A 17,155-nucleotide genomic window follows, 5' to 3' on the forward strand; every position below is an offset into this window, starting at 1 on the left:
AGCATATTGCCGATTTTATTGATAGCTTAAAAACTAAATTATTTAAGCAAGTAGTTTTTCAATATCATTTCATTAAAGGCCGTCTGAAACATTTCAGACGGCCTTTTTCTTTCGTTTTTTAATAAACAATTCATTTCAAATAATATTCCAAATAATTGGCATATAGTTTGCATGATTACTGTACTTGCTTATGACTTGTCAACGGAATACAACACACTGCTTATTAATAGAAACATGGCTGGAGCCCTTTTGATAATTGGTTTTTCTGGTTGAAAGTCGTAATTTTATTTAGAAATTAAAGATAATCGGTTGATATTTCTGACTAGCGGATATTTAGTAAGTATGAAATACTATTTCACTTCGAGATAGTAAAAGACCTAAATTTCGTCTCAAAGTGACAATAAACGTCAGCTTGAGATAAGCATTTTGCTGGGAAATCCTCCGCAATAGATTTTTAAAGTAGCGTCATGCTCACGCCTACGCTTTTACCCATCATAAAAAGAGAAAGACACACTAATGAATAAGATATTTAAAGTCGTTTGGAACCGTACGATTCAATCTTTCGTTGTAACGTCCGAATTGGCCAAAGGCCGAGTGAAATCGTCTGCAGAACAAAACAGTACAGATGTATCTGCTGAATCCGGTAAAAATGGTATCGCGACAGTTTTCAGATTGACAGTAATTTCGGCAGCTCTTTTGGGTGCAGGTAATTCGTATGCGGCAACTGCGGGACGAGGACAAATTGCGGTTGATCCTCCGACCAGTGCTACTGCGGTCAGCGGTGCAACAGCGACCGGTATTGGTGCGCTGTCAATAGGAGCATCAGCCAATGCTACGGCTAATGGTGCAGTTGCGGTAGGTACGAGTGCAAATGCAACACATAATAACAGCCTGGCCGTGGGTACCAATGCTAAAGCTACTCAAACTCATGCTGTTGCAATGGGTGCAGATACAAGTGCAAGTAGTTCATATGCAACAGCGATAGGTAAAAGTGCCAATGCTGTTTCTGCAGATTCAACAGCATTGGGTGCAGATTCCAAAGCAAATGGTACGCAAGCGACAGCGGTAGGTAAGAATGCTCTTGCCAATAATACGAACACAACAGCATTGGGTAATTCGGCGCAAGCATTTGGTATAGGCTCAATGGCTTTGGGCCAATCCAGCACATCAAGAGGTCAAGACGGCATTGCAATTGGCAGCGGCAGTCAGGCTGCAGCCAATGCGCAAAATGCCATTGCAATCGGTACCAATGCAGTGGGTTATCAAAGTGAGTCTATTGCCATAGGTAATTCAGCCCAAGCTCAAACTGGAAATACCATTGCCATCGGTAAAAGTGCAGTGGCAAATTCTCCAGCTTCAGGTAATGCAGCATCAAGTGCTATTGCACTTGGTGCAGACGCGAATGCAACAGGACTTGGTACGATTGCTATTGGACGTGCATCTGGGGTTCTTTCGCAAAATATTATGAATGTGAATGTAACTCACAATAATATTGCTATTGGTAATACGGCTCGAGTAGGCGATTCAAGTAGTTCTAAGATAACTCAGTCTATTGCTATTGGTTCAGGTAACCGTGTTGATCCACAGGGCAGACCTGAGGGTGCGTGGGCAAAGGGAGACCAATCTATTGCGGTTGGCGGCAATGTCTTGGCTAATGGTAATTCATCTGTTGCTATTGGTGGTGATGATTTAGATTCGGTAGGTGGTACTCGATATTCTGGCAATGCAACGGATAAATTCATCAAATATAATGAAAAAGGTGCAAAGACCGGTGAATATACGCTGAACGGTAAAAGTCTGCGTGATATTTATAAAGAGATGACTGGTGATACGATGAATCACGGTTCTTATGGTAATACTATTGCCGGTCAAGGTTCTGTTGCATTAGGTGTGCAGTCTAATTCATCTGCCGATTTGTCTCTGGCTATCGGTACCAAATCTCAGGCCACTGCCTTTGGTGGTGTAGCTTTGGGTACAGGTGCGAAGGCTACTTTGCTGAACTCTGTGGCTTTGGGTACGGCTTCTAAAACCGATAAAGAAGGTCAGGCATACGTTCAACGCGAAATTATGGGTGTAACCTACACTTGGGCAGGCGGTCAAACTACCGATGCCGGTGATGTTGTGTCTGTCGGTTCCAAAGGCTATGAACGCCAAATCATCAATGTATCCCCCGGCGATATTTCTGCTACTTCTACTGATGCCATCAACGGCTCTCAACTTTATGGTGTTTTGAGTGCAATTGAGCGTGTCCGCTATTTCTCTGTTAAGTCAGAAGAAGGCAAAACTGACGGTACGAAAAACTGGAACAATGATGGCGCAAAAGCAACCAATTCGATTGCCATCGGACCGAATGCGGCAACAAGTACTGGTGCGACGGGTAGTGTTTCCTTGGGCTATAATGCCAACGTACTTGGTTCGTCTTCTGTTTCCGTTGGCCCAAATGCAACTGTAACTTCAGGAACTGTGGGAGCCGTGGCTTTAGGCTCTAATGCCAATTCCCGCGGTACAGGCTCTATTGCCATAGGTTTGAACACAGAAAATGATCGCAATTACTCTATAGTCGTCGGTGCTCACAGTAGAGCCAACTACGAAAATGCAACTGTTGTCGGTGCAAGGGCAACGGCACAAAATAACGGTACGGCAATGGGCTATTTGTCAAATGCAGTCGGTGATGATTCTGTTGCAATCGGTCATCAGGCGCAGACAACGCAAGCTTATTCTATCGCCATTGGTAAGCAGGCAAACAGTTCAGGCCTTTATTCCACTGCTATTGGTTCCTCAGCCCAAGCAACCGGACATAGTAGTTTTGCCGGTGGTAATAATGCAAAAGCAACGGGAAGCGATTCAGTTGCGTTGGGTAATGGTGCGACAACTACGGTTGGTAGCTCTGTTGCTTTGGGCAATGGTGCTGTCGGTGCGGCCAATAATTTTGACGCAACAGCTAAAAATGCCTCATTCAAAAACGATAGTGGCGCTGTGACCAATGTCAGCTATGCTGCTTCTTCATCTGCCAAAACAGGCGCAGTTTCTGTAGGCAGCACAGGTAATGAGCGCCAAATCCAGAATGTTGCTGCAGGCCGTATTTCCGCCACTTCAACCGATGCAGTTAATGGTAGCCAACTGTACACAGTGATGAACAATGTTGGACACAATATCCAACAAAACGGTACAGACAAATCCCGTATCAACAACAACGGTACAGTCAACTACGCTAATGGCAACTTGACGACCGTTGCGGTCACCGATGGCGAGAATGCATCAAAAGTCCAAATCAACGTCACTCAAGGCACATTGTCTGTCAATAATAATGGCACAGTTTCCGCACCGACTGCCGGTGTGGCGACTACTGGTGATGTAGCCAATGCCATCAATAATGCCAAAACCACAACCAAGGTGGAGGCAGGCAATAACGCGCACGTTAATAAAACAACTTCAGGCAAAGAAACCACTTATACCGTCAGCGCAGATAAAGCAACGGTACAAGTTTCCAATGCTTTGAATTTGACCTCTAATACTACAACTGCATCCGATGGCGCAGTCACAACTAATTACAGTATCGATCTCGCTCAAAGCACTAAAGATAACATCCAAAAAGGCGTAGACGCCAAAACCACCGTTGACAACAAAGGCCTGACCTTCAACGGCGATAACGGCAGCACCAATATCGAAAAACTCGGCTCCACCGTGACCGTTGCCGGCGACGACAACATCACCACCGAAGCCCAAGACGATAAAGTGACCGTTAAGCTGAACAAAAACCTGGTAGTGAACAGCGTCAAAGCCGGCGACACCACCGTGAACAACGACGGGGTGAAAGTAGGCGACGATGTCGCATTGACCCAGGACGGCGTTAAAGCGGGCGATGTCAAACTGACCAAAGACGGTTTGAACAACGCCGGTAACAAGATTACCAACGTAGCCGCCGGTACCGACGACACCGACGCGGTTAACTACGGTCAGTTGAAAGAGACCAACGCCAATGTGGCCAAAGGTCTGAACATTGCCGCCGACAACGGCAGCGACGACAACGTCCAACTGGGCGAAACCGTTGCCTACCGCAGCAGCGACCGCAACATCGTCACCACCGTGTCCGACAACCAGATTGACTTCAAACTGGCCAAAGACATCACCGTTGACAGCGTCACCGCAGGCGACAGCAAACTGAATTCAGACGGCCTCACCATTACCGGTGGCCCGAGTGTGACCAAGTCAGGCATCAATGCCGCCGGCAACAAGATCACCAACGTAGCCGCCGGTACCGATGACGCCGACGCCGTCAACTACAGCCAGCTGAAACAGCAAAGTGCCGCAGCCCGTACCGAAGTTGCCGCCGGCACCAACATCAAAGACGTGGTGAAAACGACCGGTGCCAACGGCCAAGACATCTACACCGTCAACGCCAAAGGCACGACTGCGAGCGCAGGTTCCGACAAGTTGACCGTTACCGCCGCCACTGACAATGCCTCTAACGTGACTGACTACAGCATCGACTTGGCGCAAGACACCAAAAACGACATCCAAAAAGGTGTGGATGCCAAAAACACCGTTGACACCAAAGGCCTGACTTTCAACGGCGACAGCGGCAGCACCAATATCGAAAAACTCGGTTCTACCGTGACCGTTGCCGGCGACGACAACATCACCACCGAAGCCCAAGACGATAAAGTGACCGTCAAGCTGAACAAAGACCTGGTGGTAGACAGCGTCAAAGCCGGCGACACCACCGTTAACAACGACGGTGTGAAAGTCGCAGGCGGTCCTAGCCTGACCAAGTCCGGTATCGATGCCGCAGGCAACAAAGTGACCAACGTAGCCGACGGTGACCTCAATGCCAACAGCAAAGACGCCGTCAACGGCAGCCAACTGTTTGCGACCAACCAAAACGTCGCCAACAACGCCGCCAATATCGCCAAAGGTCTGAACATTGCTGCCGACAACGGTAACGACGACAACGTCCAACTGGGCGAAACCGTTGCCTACCGCAGCAGCGACCGCAACATCGTCACCACCGTGTCCGACAACCAGATTGACTTCAAACTGGCCAAAGACATCACCGTTGACAGCGTCACCGCAGGCGACAGCAAACTGAATTCAGACGGCCTCACCATTACCGGTGGCCCGAGTGTGACCAAGTCAGGCATCAATGCCGCCGGCAACAAGATCACCAACGTAGCCGCCGGTACCGATGACGCCGACGCCGTCAACTACAGCCAGCTGAAACAGCAAAGCGCCGCCGCCCGTACCGAAGTTGCCGCCGGCACCAACATCAAAGACGTGGTGAAAACGACAGGCGCCAACGGCCAAGACGTTTACACCGTCAACGCCAAAGGCACGACTGCGAGCGCAGGTTCCGACAAAGTGACCGTCACTGCTTCAGCAGCAGACGCGAACAACGTGACCGACTACAGCATCGACTTGGCTGATAGCACCAAAGCCGACATCCAAAAAGGTGTGGATGCCAAAACCACCGTTGACACCAAAGGCCTGACCTTCAACGGCGACAGCGGCAGCACCAATATCGAAAAACTCGGTTCTACCGTGACCGTTGCCGGCGACGACAACATCACCACCGAAGCCCAAGACGATAAAGTGACCGTCAAGCTGAACAAAGACCTGGTGGTAGACAGCGTCAAAGCCGGCGACACCACCGTTAACAACGACGGTGTGAAAGTCGCAGGCGGTCCTAGCCTGACCAAGTCCGGTATCGATGCCGCAGGCAACAAAGTGACCAACGTAGCCGACGGTGACCTCAATGCCAACAGCAAAGACGCCGTCAACGGCAGCCAACTGTTTGCGACCAACCAAAACGTCGCCAACAATGCCGCCAACATCGCCAAAGGCATCAACTTCGGCGGTACCACCGGCAGCAACAACTACGCATTGGGCGACACCATCAATGTTAAAGGCGACAGCAACATCATCAGCGAAACCGTAGCCGGTGGTGCACAGTTGAAACTGGCCAAAGACATCACTGTTGACAGCGTCACCGCAGGCGACAGCAAACTGAATACAGACGGCCTCACCATCACCGGTGGCCCGAGTGTGACCAAGTCAGGCATCCATGCCGCCGGCAACAAGATCACCAACGTTGCCGCCGGTACCGATGACACCGACGCCGTCAACTACAGCCAGCTGAAACAGCAAAGTGCCGCAGCGCGTACCGAGGTTGCCGCCGGTACCAACATCAAAGACGTGGTTAAAACGACCGGTGCCAACGGCCAAGACATCTACACCGTCAACGCTAAAGGCACGACTGCGAGCGCCGGTTCGAGCAAATTGACCGTCACTGCCGCTGAAAAGGCCGACAACGTGACCGACTACAGCATCGACTTGGCTGATAGCACCAAAGACGACATCCAAAAAGGTGTGGATGCCAAAAACACCGTTGACACCAAAGGCCTGACCTTCAACGGCGACAGCGGCAGCACCAATATCGAAAAACTCGGTTCTACCGTGACCGTTGCCGGCGACGACAACATCACCACCGAAGCCCAAGACGATAAAGTGACGGTTAAGCTGAACAAAGACCTGGTTGTAGACAGCGTCAAAGCTGGCGACACCACCGTGAACAACGACGGTGTGAAAGTCGCAGGCGGTCCTAGCCTGACCAAGTCCGGTATCGATGCCGCAGGCAACAAAGTGACCAACGTGGACGACGGCGACCTCAATGCCAACAGCAAAGACGCCGTCAACGGCAGCCAACTGTTTGCGACCAACCAAAACGTAGCCAACAATGCTGCGACTATCGCCAAAGGCATCAACTTCGGCGGTACGACCGGCAGCAACAACTACGCATTGGGCGACACCATCAACGTTAAAGGCGACAGCAACATCATCAGCGAAACCGTAGCCGGTGGTGCACAGTTGAAACTGGCCAAAGACATCACTGTTGACAGCGTCACCGCAGGCGACAGCAAACTGAATACAGACGGCCTCACCATCACCGGTGGCCCGAGTGTGACCAAGTCAGGCATCGATGCCGCCGGCAACAAGATTACCAATGTTGCCGCCGGTACCGATGACACCGACGCCGTCAACTACAGCCAGCTGAAACAGCAAAGCGCCGCCGCCCGTACCGAAGTTGCCGCCGGTACCAACATCAAAGACGTGGTTAAAACGACCGGCGCCAACGGCCAAGACATCTACACCGTCAACGCCAAAGGCACGACTGCGAGCGCAGGTTCGAACAAAGTGACCGTCACTGCTTCAGCAGAAGACGCGAATAACGTGACCGACTACAGCATCGACTTGGCGCAAGACACCAAAGACGACATCCAAAAAGGCGTGGATGCCAAAACCACCGTTGACACCAAAGGCCTGACCTTCAACGGCGACAGCGGCAGCACCAATGTCGAAAAACTCGGCTCCACCGTGACCGTTGCCGGCGACGACAACATCACCACCGAAGCCCAAGACGATAAAGTAACCGTCAAGCTGAACAAAGACCTGGTTGTAGACAGCGTCAAAGCCGGCGACACCACCGTTAACAACGACGGTGTGAAAGTAGGCGACGATGTCGCATTGACCCAAGATGGCGTTAAAGCAGGCGATGTCAAACTGACCAAAGACGGTTTGAACAACGCCGGCAACAAAGTGACCAACGTAGCCGCCGGTACCGAAGATACCGACGCCGTTAACTACGGTCAGCTGAAAGAAACCAACGCTAACGTGGCCAAAGGTCTGAACATTGCCGCCGACAACGGTAACGACGACAACGTCCAACTGGGCGAAACCGTTGCCTACCGCAGCAGCGACAAAAACATCGTGACCACCGTGTCTGACAACCAGATTGACTTCAAACTGGCCAAAGACATCACCGTTGACAGCGTTACCGCAGGCGACAGCAAACTGAATACAGACGGCCTCACCATTACCGGTGGCCCAAGTGTGACCAAGTCAGGCATCGATGCCGCCGGCAACAAGATCACCAACGTTGCCCCGGGTACCGATGACACCGACGCCGTCAACTACAGCCAGCTGAAACAGCAAAGCGCCGCCGCCCGTACCGAGGTTGCAGCCGGTACCAACATCAAAGACGTGGTTAAAACGACCGGCGCCAACGGCCAAGACATCTACACCGTCAACGCCAAAGGCACGACTGCGAGCGCAGGTTCCGACAAAGTGACCGTTACCGCCGCCGCCGAGAATGCCGACAACGTGACCGACTACAGCATCGACTTGGCGCAAGACACCAAAGACGACATCCAAAAAGGTGTAGATGCCAAAACCACCGTTGACACCAAAGGCCTGACCTTCAACGGCGACAGCGGCAGCACCAATGTCGAAAAACTCGGCTCCACCGTGACCGTTGCCGGCGACGACAACATCACCACCGAAGCCCAAGACGATAAAGTAACCGTCAAGCTGAACAAAGACCTGGTGGTAGACAGCGTCAAAGCCGGCGACACCACCGTTAACAACGACGGTGTGAAAGTAGGCGACGATGTCGCATTGACCCAAGACGGCGTTAAAGCAGGCGATGTCAAACTGACCAAAGACGGTTTGAACAACGCCGGCAACAAAGTGACCAACGTAGCGGATGGCGACCTCAATGCCAACAGCAAAGACGCCGTCAACGGCAGCCAACTGTTTGCGACCAACCAAAACGTAGCCAACAACGCCGCCAATATCGCCAAAGGCATCAACTTCGGCGGTACCACCGGCAGCAACAACTACGCATTGGGCGACACCATCAATGTCAAAGGCGACAGCAACATCATCAGCGAAACCGTAGCCGGTGGTGCACAGCTGAAACTGGCCGATGTGTTGAATGTCGGTCAAGCGGCTCCGGTGAAAATCGATGGTGATAAAGGCGAAGTCAGCGGCTTGAGCAATACGACTTTGGGCGGCAGCGACTTTGCCAAAGGCAAACGTGCGGCGACTGAAGAGCAGCTGAATGCAGCCCAAGATCAGTTGGTAAATGTATTGGGTGGCAATGCGGCCAATAATGGCGGCAACATCAGCATGACCGATATTGGCGGTACGGGTGAGAACAATATCCACGATGCAATCAAAGCCGTCAATGCAACTGCCAATCTGCCTTTGACTTTCGGCGGCGACAGCGGCAAAGATGTTGAACGCAAACCGGGTACGAAGCTGAATATTGTTGGCGGTCAAACCGATGCAGCCAAACTTTCAGACGGCAATATCGGCGTTGTAGCGAATGGCTCTGATAAGTTGGAAGTCAAATTGGCTAAAGACTTGGCAGTTGACAGCGTGAAAGCCGGCGATACCACAGTCAATACTGACGGCGTGAAAGTTGGTGATGTCAACCTGACTAAAGCCGGCTTGAACAACGGCGGCAACAAGATTACCAATGTTGCGGCTGGTACTGATGACACTGATGCGGTGAATGTTGCTCAGTTGAACAAAGCTGCAGCTGCGGCTAAGACTGAAGTCGTTCAAGGCGATAATATCGTTGTGACTCAGGATGTCGGCGCCAATGGTCAAACCATTTACAAAGTGGCGACCGATAAAAATCTGAAAGTCGACAGCGTTACCGCAGGCGATACCGTGATGAATAATGACGGTGTGAAAGTTGGCGATGATGTTGCATTGAACAAAGACGGCTTGAAAGCAGGCGATGTGAACCTGACCAAAGCTGGCTTGAACAACGGCGGCAATAAGATTACCAACGTTGCAGCCGGTACGGATGACACCGATGCAGTCAATGTTTCCCAACTGAAACAAGCTGCCGCTGCGTCTAAGACTGAAGTCGTTCAAGGTAAGAACATCGTTGTGACTCAGAAAACAGGCGACAAGGGTCAAACTGTTTACGAGGTGGCAACCGATAAGGACTTGGATGTTGACAGCGTGAAAGCCGGCGATACCACAGTGAATACTGACGGTGTCAAAGTGGGTGACGATGTTGCATTAAACAAAGACGGCTTGAAAGCAGGCAAGGTAAACCTGACGAAAGACGGCTTGGATAATGCGGGCAACAAAGTAACCAACGTAGCGGATGGCGATCTCAATGCAAACAGCAAAGATGCCGTCAACGGCAGCCAGTTGTACGTAACCAACCAAAACGTAGCCAACAATGCTGCGACTATCGCCAAAGGCATTAACTTCGGCGGTACGACCGGCAGCAACAACTACGCGTTGGGTTCTACCATCAACGTCAAAGGCGACAGCAACATCATCAGCGAAACCGTTGCCGGTGGCGCTCAGCTGAAGTTGGCTGACGAGATCAGCGTGAAGACCGTGAATGCCGATACTTTCAAAGCAGGCGATACTGTGATGAATAAAGACGGCGTGAAAGTCGGCGATAAAGTTGCGTTGAACAAAGACGGTCTGACCGCAGGCAATACCGTGGTCAACAACGACGGCGTAACCATCGCTGCACCGACTGAAAACAATCCGAATAACCAAGTCAAATTGTCTCCTGTCGGTCTGAACAACGGCGGCCAACGCATTACCAATGTGGCTCCGGGTAAAGACGGTACAGACGCGGCAAACGTGAACCAGTTGATTGGTTTGGGTACCGAGTTGCAGAACAACATCAACCAAGTAGGTAAGAAAGCCTACGCGGGTGTGGCCGGTGCGATTGCCCAAGGCTCGATTCCGCAAGTAACCCGTCCGGGTGCGACCGGTATCGGTGTCGGCAGCGGCTACTATGGCGGCCAGTCTGCCATGGCCATTGGCGTGTCTGCGATGAGCGACGGCGGCAACTGGATTGTCAAAGGCAACTTCTCGGCCAATACCGACGGTCATGTCGGTGTCGGTGCCGGTGCGCTGTATCAGTGGTAAGTTGGCAATGACAGGCAACTAGATTTGCTGCCTGAATAGGGAGGCCGTCTGAAATTTTAGGTTTCAGACGGCCTTTTTTTCTGAAAACACTTGAATTTAGGCTATCTGAAACGATATGCTTCATCTGTTTACCGAATAACCCCGAAAGAGAACAAATGAGCAAAACCGTCCATTATTTGAAAGACTACGCCGCGCCAGCGTACCGTATTCTGAAAACCGACCTGCATTTCGATATTTTAGAACCGCAAACCATCGTCAAATCCAGTCTGACCGTTCAACCTGAAAGAGTAGGGGAGCCATTGGTATTGGATGGTTCGGCAAAACTGCTGTCTGTGAAAGTAAACGGCCGGGCCGTAGATTATGTGCTGGAAGACGAAAAACTGACGATTGCCGGCGTGCCGTCTGAAAACTTCACGCTGGAAGTGGAAACCGAAATTCTGCCTGCTGAGAACAAATCTTTGATGGGTCTGTATGCTTCCGGCGGCAACCTGTTCACCCAATGCGAACCGGAAGGTTTCCGCAAAATTACGTTCTACATCGACCGTCCGGATGTCATGTCTAAATTTACCACCACCATTGTTGCGGATAAAAAACGCTATCCGGTGTTGCTGTCTAACGGCAATAAAATCGATGGCGGCGAGTTTTCAGACGGCCGTCATTGGGTGAAATGGGAAGACCCGTTTGCCAAGCCGAGCTATCTCTTTGCTTTGGTGGCAGGCGATTTGGCGGTAACGGAAGATTATTTTACGACCATGAGCGGCCGTAAGGTCAAAATCGAGTTCTACACTACTGAGACAGACAAACCTAAAGTCGGTTTTGCAGTAGAATCGTTGAAAAATGCGATGAAATGGGACGAAACGCGCTTCGGCTTGGAATACGACTTGGATATTTTCATGGTCGTTGCCGTGGGCGATTTCAATATGGGCGCGATGGAAAACAAAGGTTTGAATATTTTCAACACCAAGTTCGTGCTGGCCAACAGCCGTACCGCGACCGATACCGACTTTGAAGGCATTGAATCTGTTGTCGGCCATGAATATTTCCACAACTGGACGGGCAACCGCGTGACCTGCCGTGATTGGTTTCAATTGTCGCTGAAAGAAGGTTTGACCGTATTCCGTGATCAAGAGTTTTCCGGCGACCGAGCCAGCCGCGTGGTACGCCGTATCGACAATGTCCGCATGCTGCGCCTGTTCCAATTCCCTGAAGATGCGGGCCCGACTGCGCATCCTGTCCGCCCGGCCAGCTATGAGGAGATGAACAACTTCTACACCATGACTGTCTATGAAAAAGGTGCGGAAGTCGTGCGCATGTATCACACCTTGCTCGGAGAAGAGGGCTTCCAAAAAGGCATGAAGCTGTATTTCCAACGCCACGACGGTCAGGCGGTAACCTGTGATGATTTCCGTGCCGCAATGGCAGACGCAAACGGCATCAATCTTGATCAGTTTGCTTTGTGGTACAGCCAAGCCGGTACGCCGGTTTTAGATGCTCAAGGCCGTCTGAAAGATGGTGCGTTTGAATTGACCATCAAACAAACCATTCCGGCTACGCCCGATATGGCAGACAAACAGCCGATGATGATTCCGGTCAAAACCGGTTTGCTAAATGAAAAAGGCGAAGCGGTTGAGTTTGAATATCAAGGCAAACGGGTGAAAGAGGCGGTTTTGGTATTGACTGAAGCGGAGCAGACTTTTGTGTTGGGCGGCGTCAATGAGCCGGTTATCCCGTCTCTGCTGCGAGATTTCTCTGCGCCGGTTACCCTGAACTATCCGTACAGCGAGCAAGAATTGGCGACTTTGCTGGCGGCAGATGAAAATGAGTTTGCACGCTGGGAAGCTGCTCAAACCTTGTACCATCGCGCCATTAATGCCAACCGTCAGGCATTGGCGGAAGGCCATCCTTTACCGGAACACAAAGCATTGATGGATGCTTTGGCTTTGGTGGTTTCCGGTAATTTCGACCCGGCATTCCGTGCCATTTTGCTGCAAATGCCGTCTGAAACCGATGTATGGGCGGAAGAAGAAAATATTGACCCGATTCAAGTTCATCAAGCGCGCGAAGCCTTGCTCAATGCCGTTGCCGTCAAGTTCCTGCCTCAATGGCGTGAGTTGAATCGTCAGGCTGCCGAGCAAGAAAATCAGGCTGATGCCGCTGTTCGTTATGAATACAGCCCGGAATTGGCTGGCTGGCGTACTTTGCGCAATGCTTGCAGAGCATTTATCCTTCGTGCTGAAGCTGCGCATATCGAACACGTTGCGGAGAATTACGAAGCAATGGCGCAAAACATGACCCACGAGTGGGGTATCTTATCTGCAATCAACAGCAATGAAAGCGAAATCCGCGATCGTTTGTTGACGCAATTTGCCGATAAATTCGCCGATGATGCCTTGGTAATGGATAAATACTTTGCCCTGATTGCTTCAAGTCGCCGCAAAGATACTTTACAGCAAGTTCAGACGGCCTTGAAACATCCTAAGTTCAGCATCGAAAACCCGAATAAAGCCCGTTCTTTGTTGATCAGCTTCAGCCGCAATATTCCGCATTTCCATGCAGAAGACGGCAGCGGCTACCGCTTTATAGCCGATAAAGTGATGGAAATCGACCGCTTTAACCCGCAAGTTGCCGCCCGACTGGTGCAGGCTTTCAACATATGCAACAAATTGGAAGCCAACCGAAAAGCCGTCATGACCAAAGAATTGCAACGCATCAATGCACAAGAAGGTTTGTCCAAAGATGTAGGCGAGATTGTCGGTAAGATTTTGAATGAAAAATAAAGTTTGTCTGTTGAACTTATTGTAAATTGGGATAGATAGACTAAAGGCCGTCTGAAACCAATTGGTTTCAGACGGCCTTTTTATATATCAACACTTAAATTAATTTTCGTTGAGGGTAGGTAATGGGAATAAAAAAAGAGCCTGCATAAAACAGGCTCTTTTTCATACTAATCCGAAGATTAGAATTTGTGACGCAGGCCAACCAAACCAGAGATGGTTTCAACTTTGTGAGGGCCAGACTCAGCACCACGCAACCAGCCGGCAGAAACCAGAGCAGTGGTGCGTTTAGAGAAGTCGTAGTCAGCACCAACGATAACTTGGTCGTATTGAGTGCCTTTCAGTTTTTCGCCGTCAACTTTAGCTTTGAAGCCGTGAGCGTAAGAAACGCGAGGAGTTACGTTACCGGCGCGGTAAGCGGCAGTAGCGGCAACTTCGATGGTTTCAGCAGGACGGCTGTCCAAGCCAGCAGCAGTACCGAATACTACGTTAGAAGCGTTAGTACCGGCAGCACGCATAGCAGAAGTTACAACACCGTTAGATTGGGCTTCAGCGTAGTCACCCAAAGTTTCCCAGTTTTTAGCGTATTGACCGGCTACAGATACGAACAGGTTGTTAGCATCGTAACCACCTACCAAGCGGTGTACGTGACCGTCTTTTTCAGAAACGGCGTTTTTACGGAAACCACCGGCGTATTGACCGAAGAAGCCAGAGTTTTCGTAGTTCAGGCCAGCGTAGTAAGTGTCACGGGTAGCGTCGTTGTGAGTGTATTTGTCAGAAGGGTTAGCGTTGTCGCGTGGAGTGTATTGTACGCTTGCGCTGAAGCCTGAGAATACAGGGCTGTCGTAGCGTACAGAAACTGCACGTTCGTCAACACGGGTAAATACAGACATATTCAAAGCGCCGTTGCTGCTTTCCCATTGGTCAACATTGTCGCTAGAGTCTTTAACAGTAGAGTCCAGTTTACCAGCACGAACTTTACCGAAGCCACCTTCCAAACCGATGAAAGATTCGCGAGAGGCCCACTCTTTGTCGCCACCGGCGATAGAAGTAGACTGTTCAACTTGCCAAATAGCATTCAGGTTGTTACCCAAGTGTTCGTGGCCTTTGAAGCCGATGCGTGAACCGAAGTCAGCGATTTCAGTAGCAGTTTTAGAGCTTTTCTCGTGACCCAGTTTAGCAGCAGTTTGTTCACCCAATTTTACTTTGGATATTTCAACGCCAGCTTTAATTTGACCGTACAGAGTTACGTCAGCCATAGCTGCAACAGGCAGAGCCGCCAGAGTCAGGGCAATCAGAGATTTTTTCATTGCTGTTTTCCTTTTTTAAGTGTGAAGAAGCGAGCATTCGTTCTTCTTATTACGATATCGTTCTGTTTCAACGATTCCATGACCATAATATAAAGGTTATGGCTTAAGAAAACAAATTTTCCTCTTGTTTTAGGCGTATTTTGTTGGGAAACGTTGTTTTTTGCAGACAGAGTAGGTATGGGAAATAGTCGTTTATTTCGTAATATGTTTTTCTAAAAGGAAATTTTAGGAGAATCATAAAAGACGGCTTATTGAGGTTTGAGTTTAAATGTTGTTTATATTGTTTTCAGACGGCCTTGTTGAGTGAGACTTATAGTGTATTGGGCCTGCAAATATATAAAAAACCTGCCTGATTGCTCGGGCAGGTTTGATTTGCTGGAAAGACAGATTAGTTTTTGTCTTGGTCAACCAGTTTGTTTTTGGCAATCCAAGGCATCATGGAACGCAGTTGAGCGCCGACTTTTTCAATTTGATGATCAGCGGTCAGACGGCGACGGGCTGTCATGCTGGCATAGTTGACGGCACCTTCTTGGATGAACATTTTAGCGTATTCGCCGGTTTGGATGCGTTTGAGGGCATTGCGCATGGCTTCGCGGGATTTGTCGTTGATGACTTCGACGCCGGTTACGTATTCGCCGTACTCTGCATTGTTGGAAATGGAGTAGTTCATGTTGGCGATGCCGCCTTCGTAAATCAGGTCAACAATGAGCTTCATTTCGTGCAGGCATTCGAAGTAGGCCATTTCTGGGGCGTAGCCTGCTTCAGTCAGGGTTTCGAAGCCGGTTTTGATCAATTCAACCACGCCGCCGCACAATACGGCTTGTTCGCCGAAGAGGTCGGTTTCGGTTTCTTCACGGAAGTTGGTTTCAATCACGCCGCCTTTGGTACCGCCGTTGGCTGCGGCGTAAGACAGGGCGATGTCGCGTGCTTTGCCGCTTTTATCTTGGTAAACGGCGATTAGGGAAGGTACGCCGCCGCCTTTCAGGAATTCGCTGCGTACGGTGTGGCCTGGGCCTTTAGGGGCAACCATGATAACGTCGAGGTCGGCGCGGGGTACGATTTGGTTGTAGTGTACGTTGAAGCCGTGAGCAAACGCCAAAACTGCGCCTTCTTTCAAGTTAGGCTCGATTTCGTTTTTGTATACGACAGGTTGGTTTTCGTCAGGCAACAGAATCATTACAACGTCGGCTGCTTTGGTTGCTTCGGCAACGGTGCGCACGTCGTGGCCGGCTGCTTCGGCTTTTTTCCAAGATCCGCCTTGGCGCAGACCGATGACGACATTTACGCCGGAATCTTTCAGGTTTGCTGCGTGTGCGTGACCTTGTGAACCGTAACCGATGATGGCAACAGTTTTGCCTTTGATCAGAGAAAGGTCAGCGTCTTTATCGTAATAAACTTGCATTTTATTTCCTTAGTGTAAGAGGGTTCCGGACAATCCGGGTTGAGTTAAAAGTAATAAGGGGTTAAGCGGGGACTTGGTTCATCAAGACAATTTCCAATGCTTCGGTTTTTCCTTCGATGGATTTGACGAAGTTTTGGAAATGTTCGCTGGCATTGTGTTCGTCAATAGCTGCTTGGGATTTCCAGCTTTCTACGAATACGAAATGGTTGGGTTTGCCAATTTCTTGGTGCAGGTCGTAGCTGATGTTGCCTTCTTCTGCACGGCTGGCTTTGACCAATTCTTTAAACTGCGCAGCCAGATCCTCGGTGTATTCGGGTTTGACGGTAACTAATGCAACGATTTGGATGCTTGACATGTTTGTCTCCTACTGTTTTTCAGACGGCCTTTGTTGAAAGTAAAAGGCCGTCTGAACGATACAGCGTTAAATTTTCAAAATACGCTCACCGCGGCCGATGCCGGCTGCGCCTGTGCGGACGGTTTCCAAAATTTGAGCACGACCGACTGTCTCGAGGAAAGAGTCGAGTTTTTCGGTAGAGCCTGTGATTTCGATGGTATAGCTGCGGTCTGTTACATCAATAACGCTGCCGCGGTAGATTTCGGTCAATCGCAGGAATTCGTCGCGGTCTTTGCCGACGGCGCGGACTTTTACCAACATCAGTTCGCGTTCGACAAAACGGCTTTCGTTCAAGTCAACCACTTTGACAACTTCAATCAGTTTGTTGAGTTGTTTGGTGATTTGCTCGATGACGTGCTCATCGCCGTGGGTAACAATGGTCATACGGGACAAGGTTTTGTCTTCGGTTGGGGCTACGGCCAGGGAGTCGATGTTGTAATCGCGTGCGGAGAACAAACCTACCACACGGCTCATCGCACCTGATTCATTTTCCATCAGAATAGATAAGATATGTCGCATTTCTTTC

At 50.2% G+C, this 17,155-nt stretch carries 6 protein-coding genes; 2 read left to right on the plus strand and 4 right to left on the minus strand.

Going from position 1 to position 17,155, the window contains the following annotated elements:
• Positions 1-516: 516 nt before the first annotated feature.
• Together CYJ98_RS00345 and pepN are read left to right on the plus strand one after the other, a co-directional pair.
• Positions 517-10,749, plus strand: a complete 10,233-nt coding sequence (locus CYJ98_RS00345; protein ID WP_317869991.1) for a YadA-like family protein — start codon at positions 517-519, stop codon at positions 10,747-10,749.
• Between the two features lie 155 nt (positions 10,750-10,904).
• On the plus strand, positions 10,905-13,526 hold the full coding sequence (gene pepN, locus CYJ98_RS00350) for an aminopeptidase N (protein ID WP_101755854.1): 2,622 nt from the start codon (positions 10,905-10,907) through the stop codon (positions 13,524-13,526).
• Between the two features lie 179 nt (positions 13,527-13,705).
• Here pepN and porB read toward each other — a convergent pair whose 3' ends face one another.
• From porB to ilvN, 4 genes are all read right to left on the minus strand, one after another.
• Positions 13,706-14,833, minus strand: a complete 1,128-nt coding sequence (gene porB / locus CYJ98_RS00355; RefSeq protein WP_101755855.1) for a trimeric porin PorB — start codon at positions 14,831-14,833, stop codon at positions 13,706-13,708.
• Positions 14,834-15,221: 388 nt separating this feature from the next.
• Complete coding sequence (ilvC, locus tag CYJ98_RS00360; protein ID WP_049349091.1) at positions 15,222-16,235, minus strand: ketol-acid reductoisomerase; 1,014 nt, start codon at positions 16,233-16,235, stop codon at positions 15,222-15,224.
• 61 nt (positions 16,236-16,296) lie between these two features.
• Positions 16,297-16,590 carry a putative quinol monooxygenase gene (locus CYJ98_RS00365; RefSeq protein ID WP_101755856.1) on the minus strand — a complete coding sequence of 98 codons (294 nt, stop codon included), beginning with the start codon at positions 16,588-16,590 and terminating at the stop codon, positions 16,297-16,299.
• 66 nt (positions 16,591-16,656) lie between these two features.
• Positions 16,657-17,148: an acetolactate synthase small subunit gene (ilvN, locus tag CYJ98_RS00370; RefSeq protein WP_003748480.1), complete on the minus strand. Its 492-nt coding sequence runs from the start codon at positions 17,146-17,148 to the stop codon at positions 16,657-16,659.
• Positions 17,149-17,155 lie beyond the last annotated feature (7 nt).

This window comes from Neisseria perflava (genome assembly GCF_002863305.2).
Lineage (GTDB): Bacteria > Pseudomonadota > Gammaproteobacteria > Burkholderiales > Neisseriaceae > Neisseria > Neisseria perflava_A.

Coding starts and splice junctions, on each gene's coding strand:
- ilvC (WP_049349091.1), bottom strand. CDS start 16,235: ATGCAAGTTTATTACGATAAAGACGCTGACCTTTCTCTGATCAAAGGC.
- CYJ98_RS00365 (WP_101755856.1), bottom strand. CDS start 16,590: ATGTCAAGCATCCAAATCGTTGCATTAGTTACCGTCAAACCCGAATAC.
- CYJ98_RS00345 (WP_317869991.1), top strand. CDS start 517: ATGAATAAGATATTTAAAGTCGTTTGGAACCGTACGATTCAATCTTTC.
- pepN (WP_101755854.1), top strand. CDS start 10,905: ATGAGCAAAACCGTCCATTATTTGAAAGACTACGCCGCGCCAGCGTAC.
- ilvN (WP_003748480.1), bottom strand. CDS start 17,148: ATGCGACATATCTTATCTATTCTGATGGAAAATGAATCAGGTGCGATG.
- porB (WP_101755855.1), bottom strand. CDS start 14,833: ATGAAAAAATCTCTGATTGCCCTGACTCTGGCGGCTCTGCCTGTTGCA.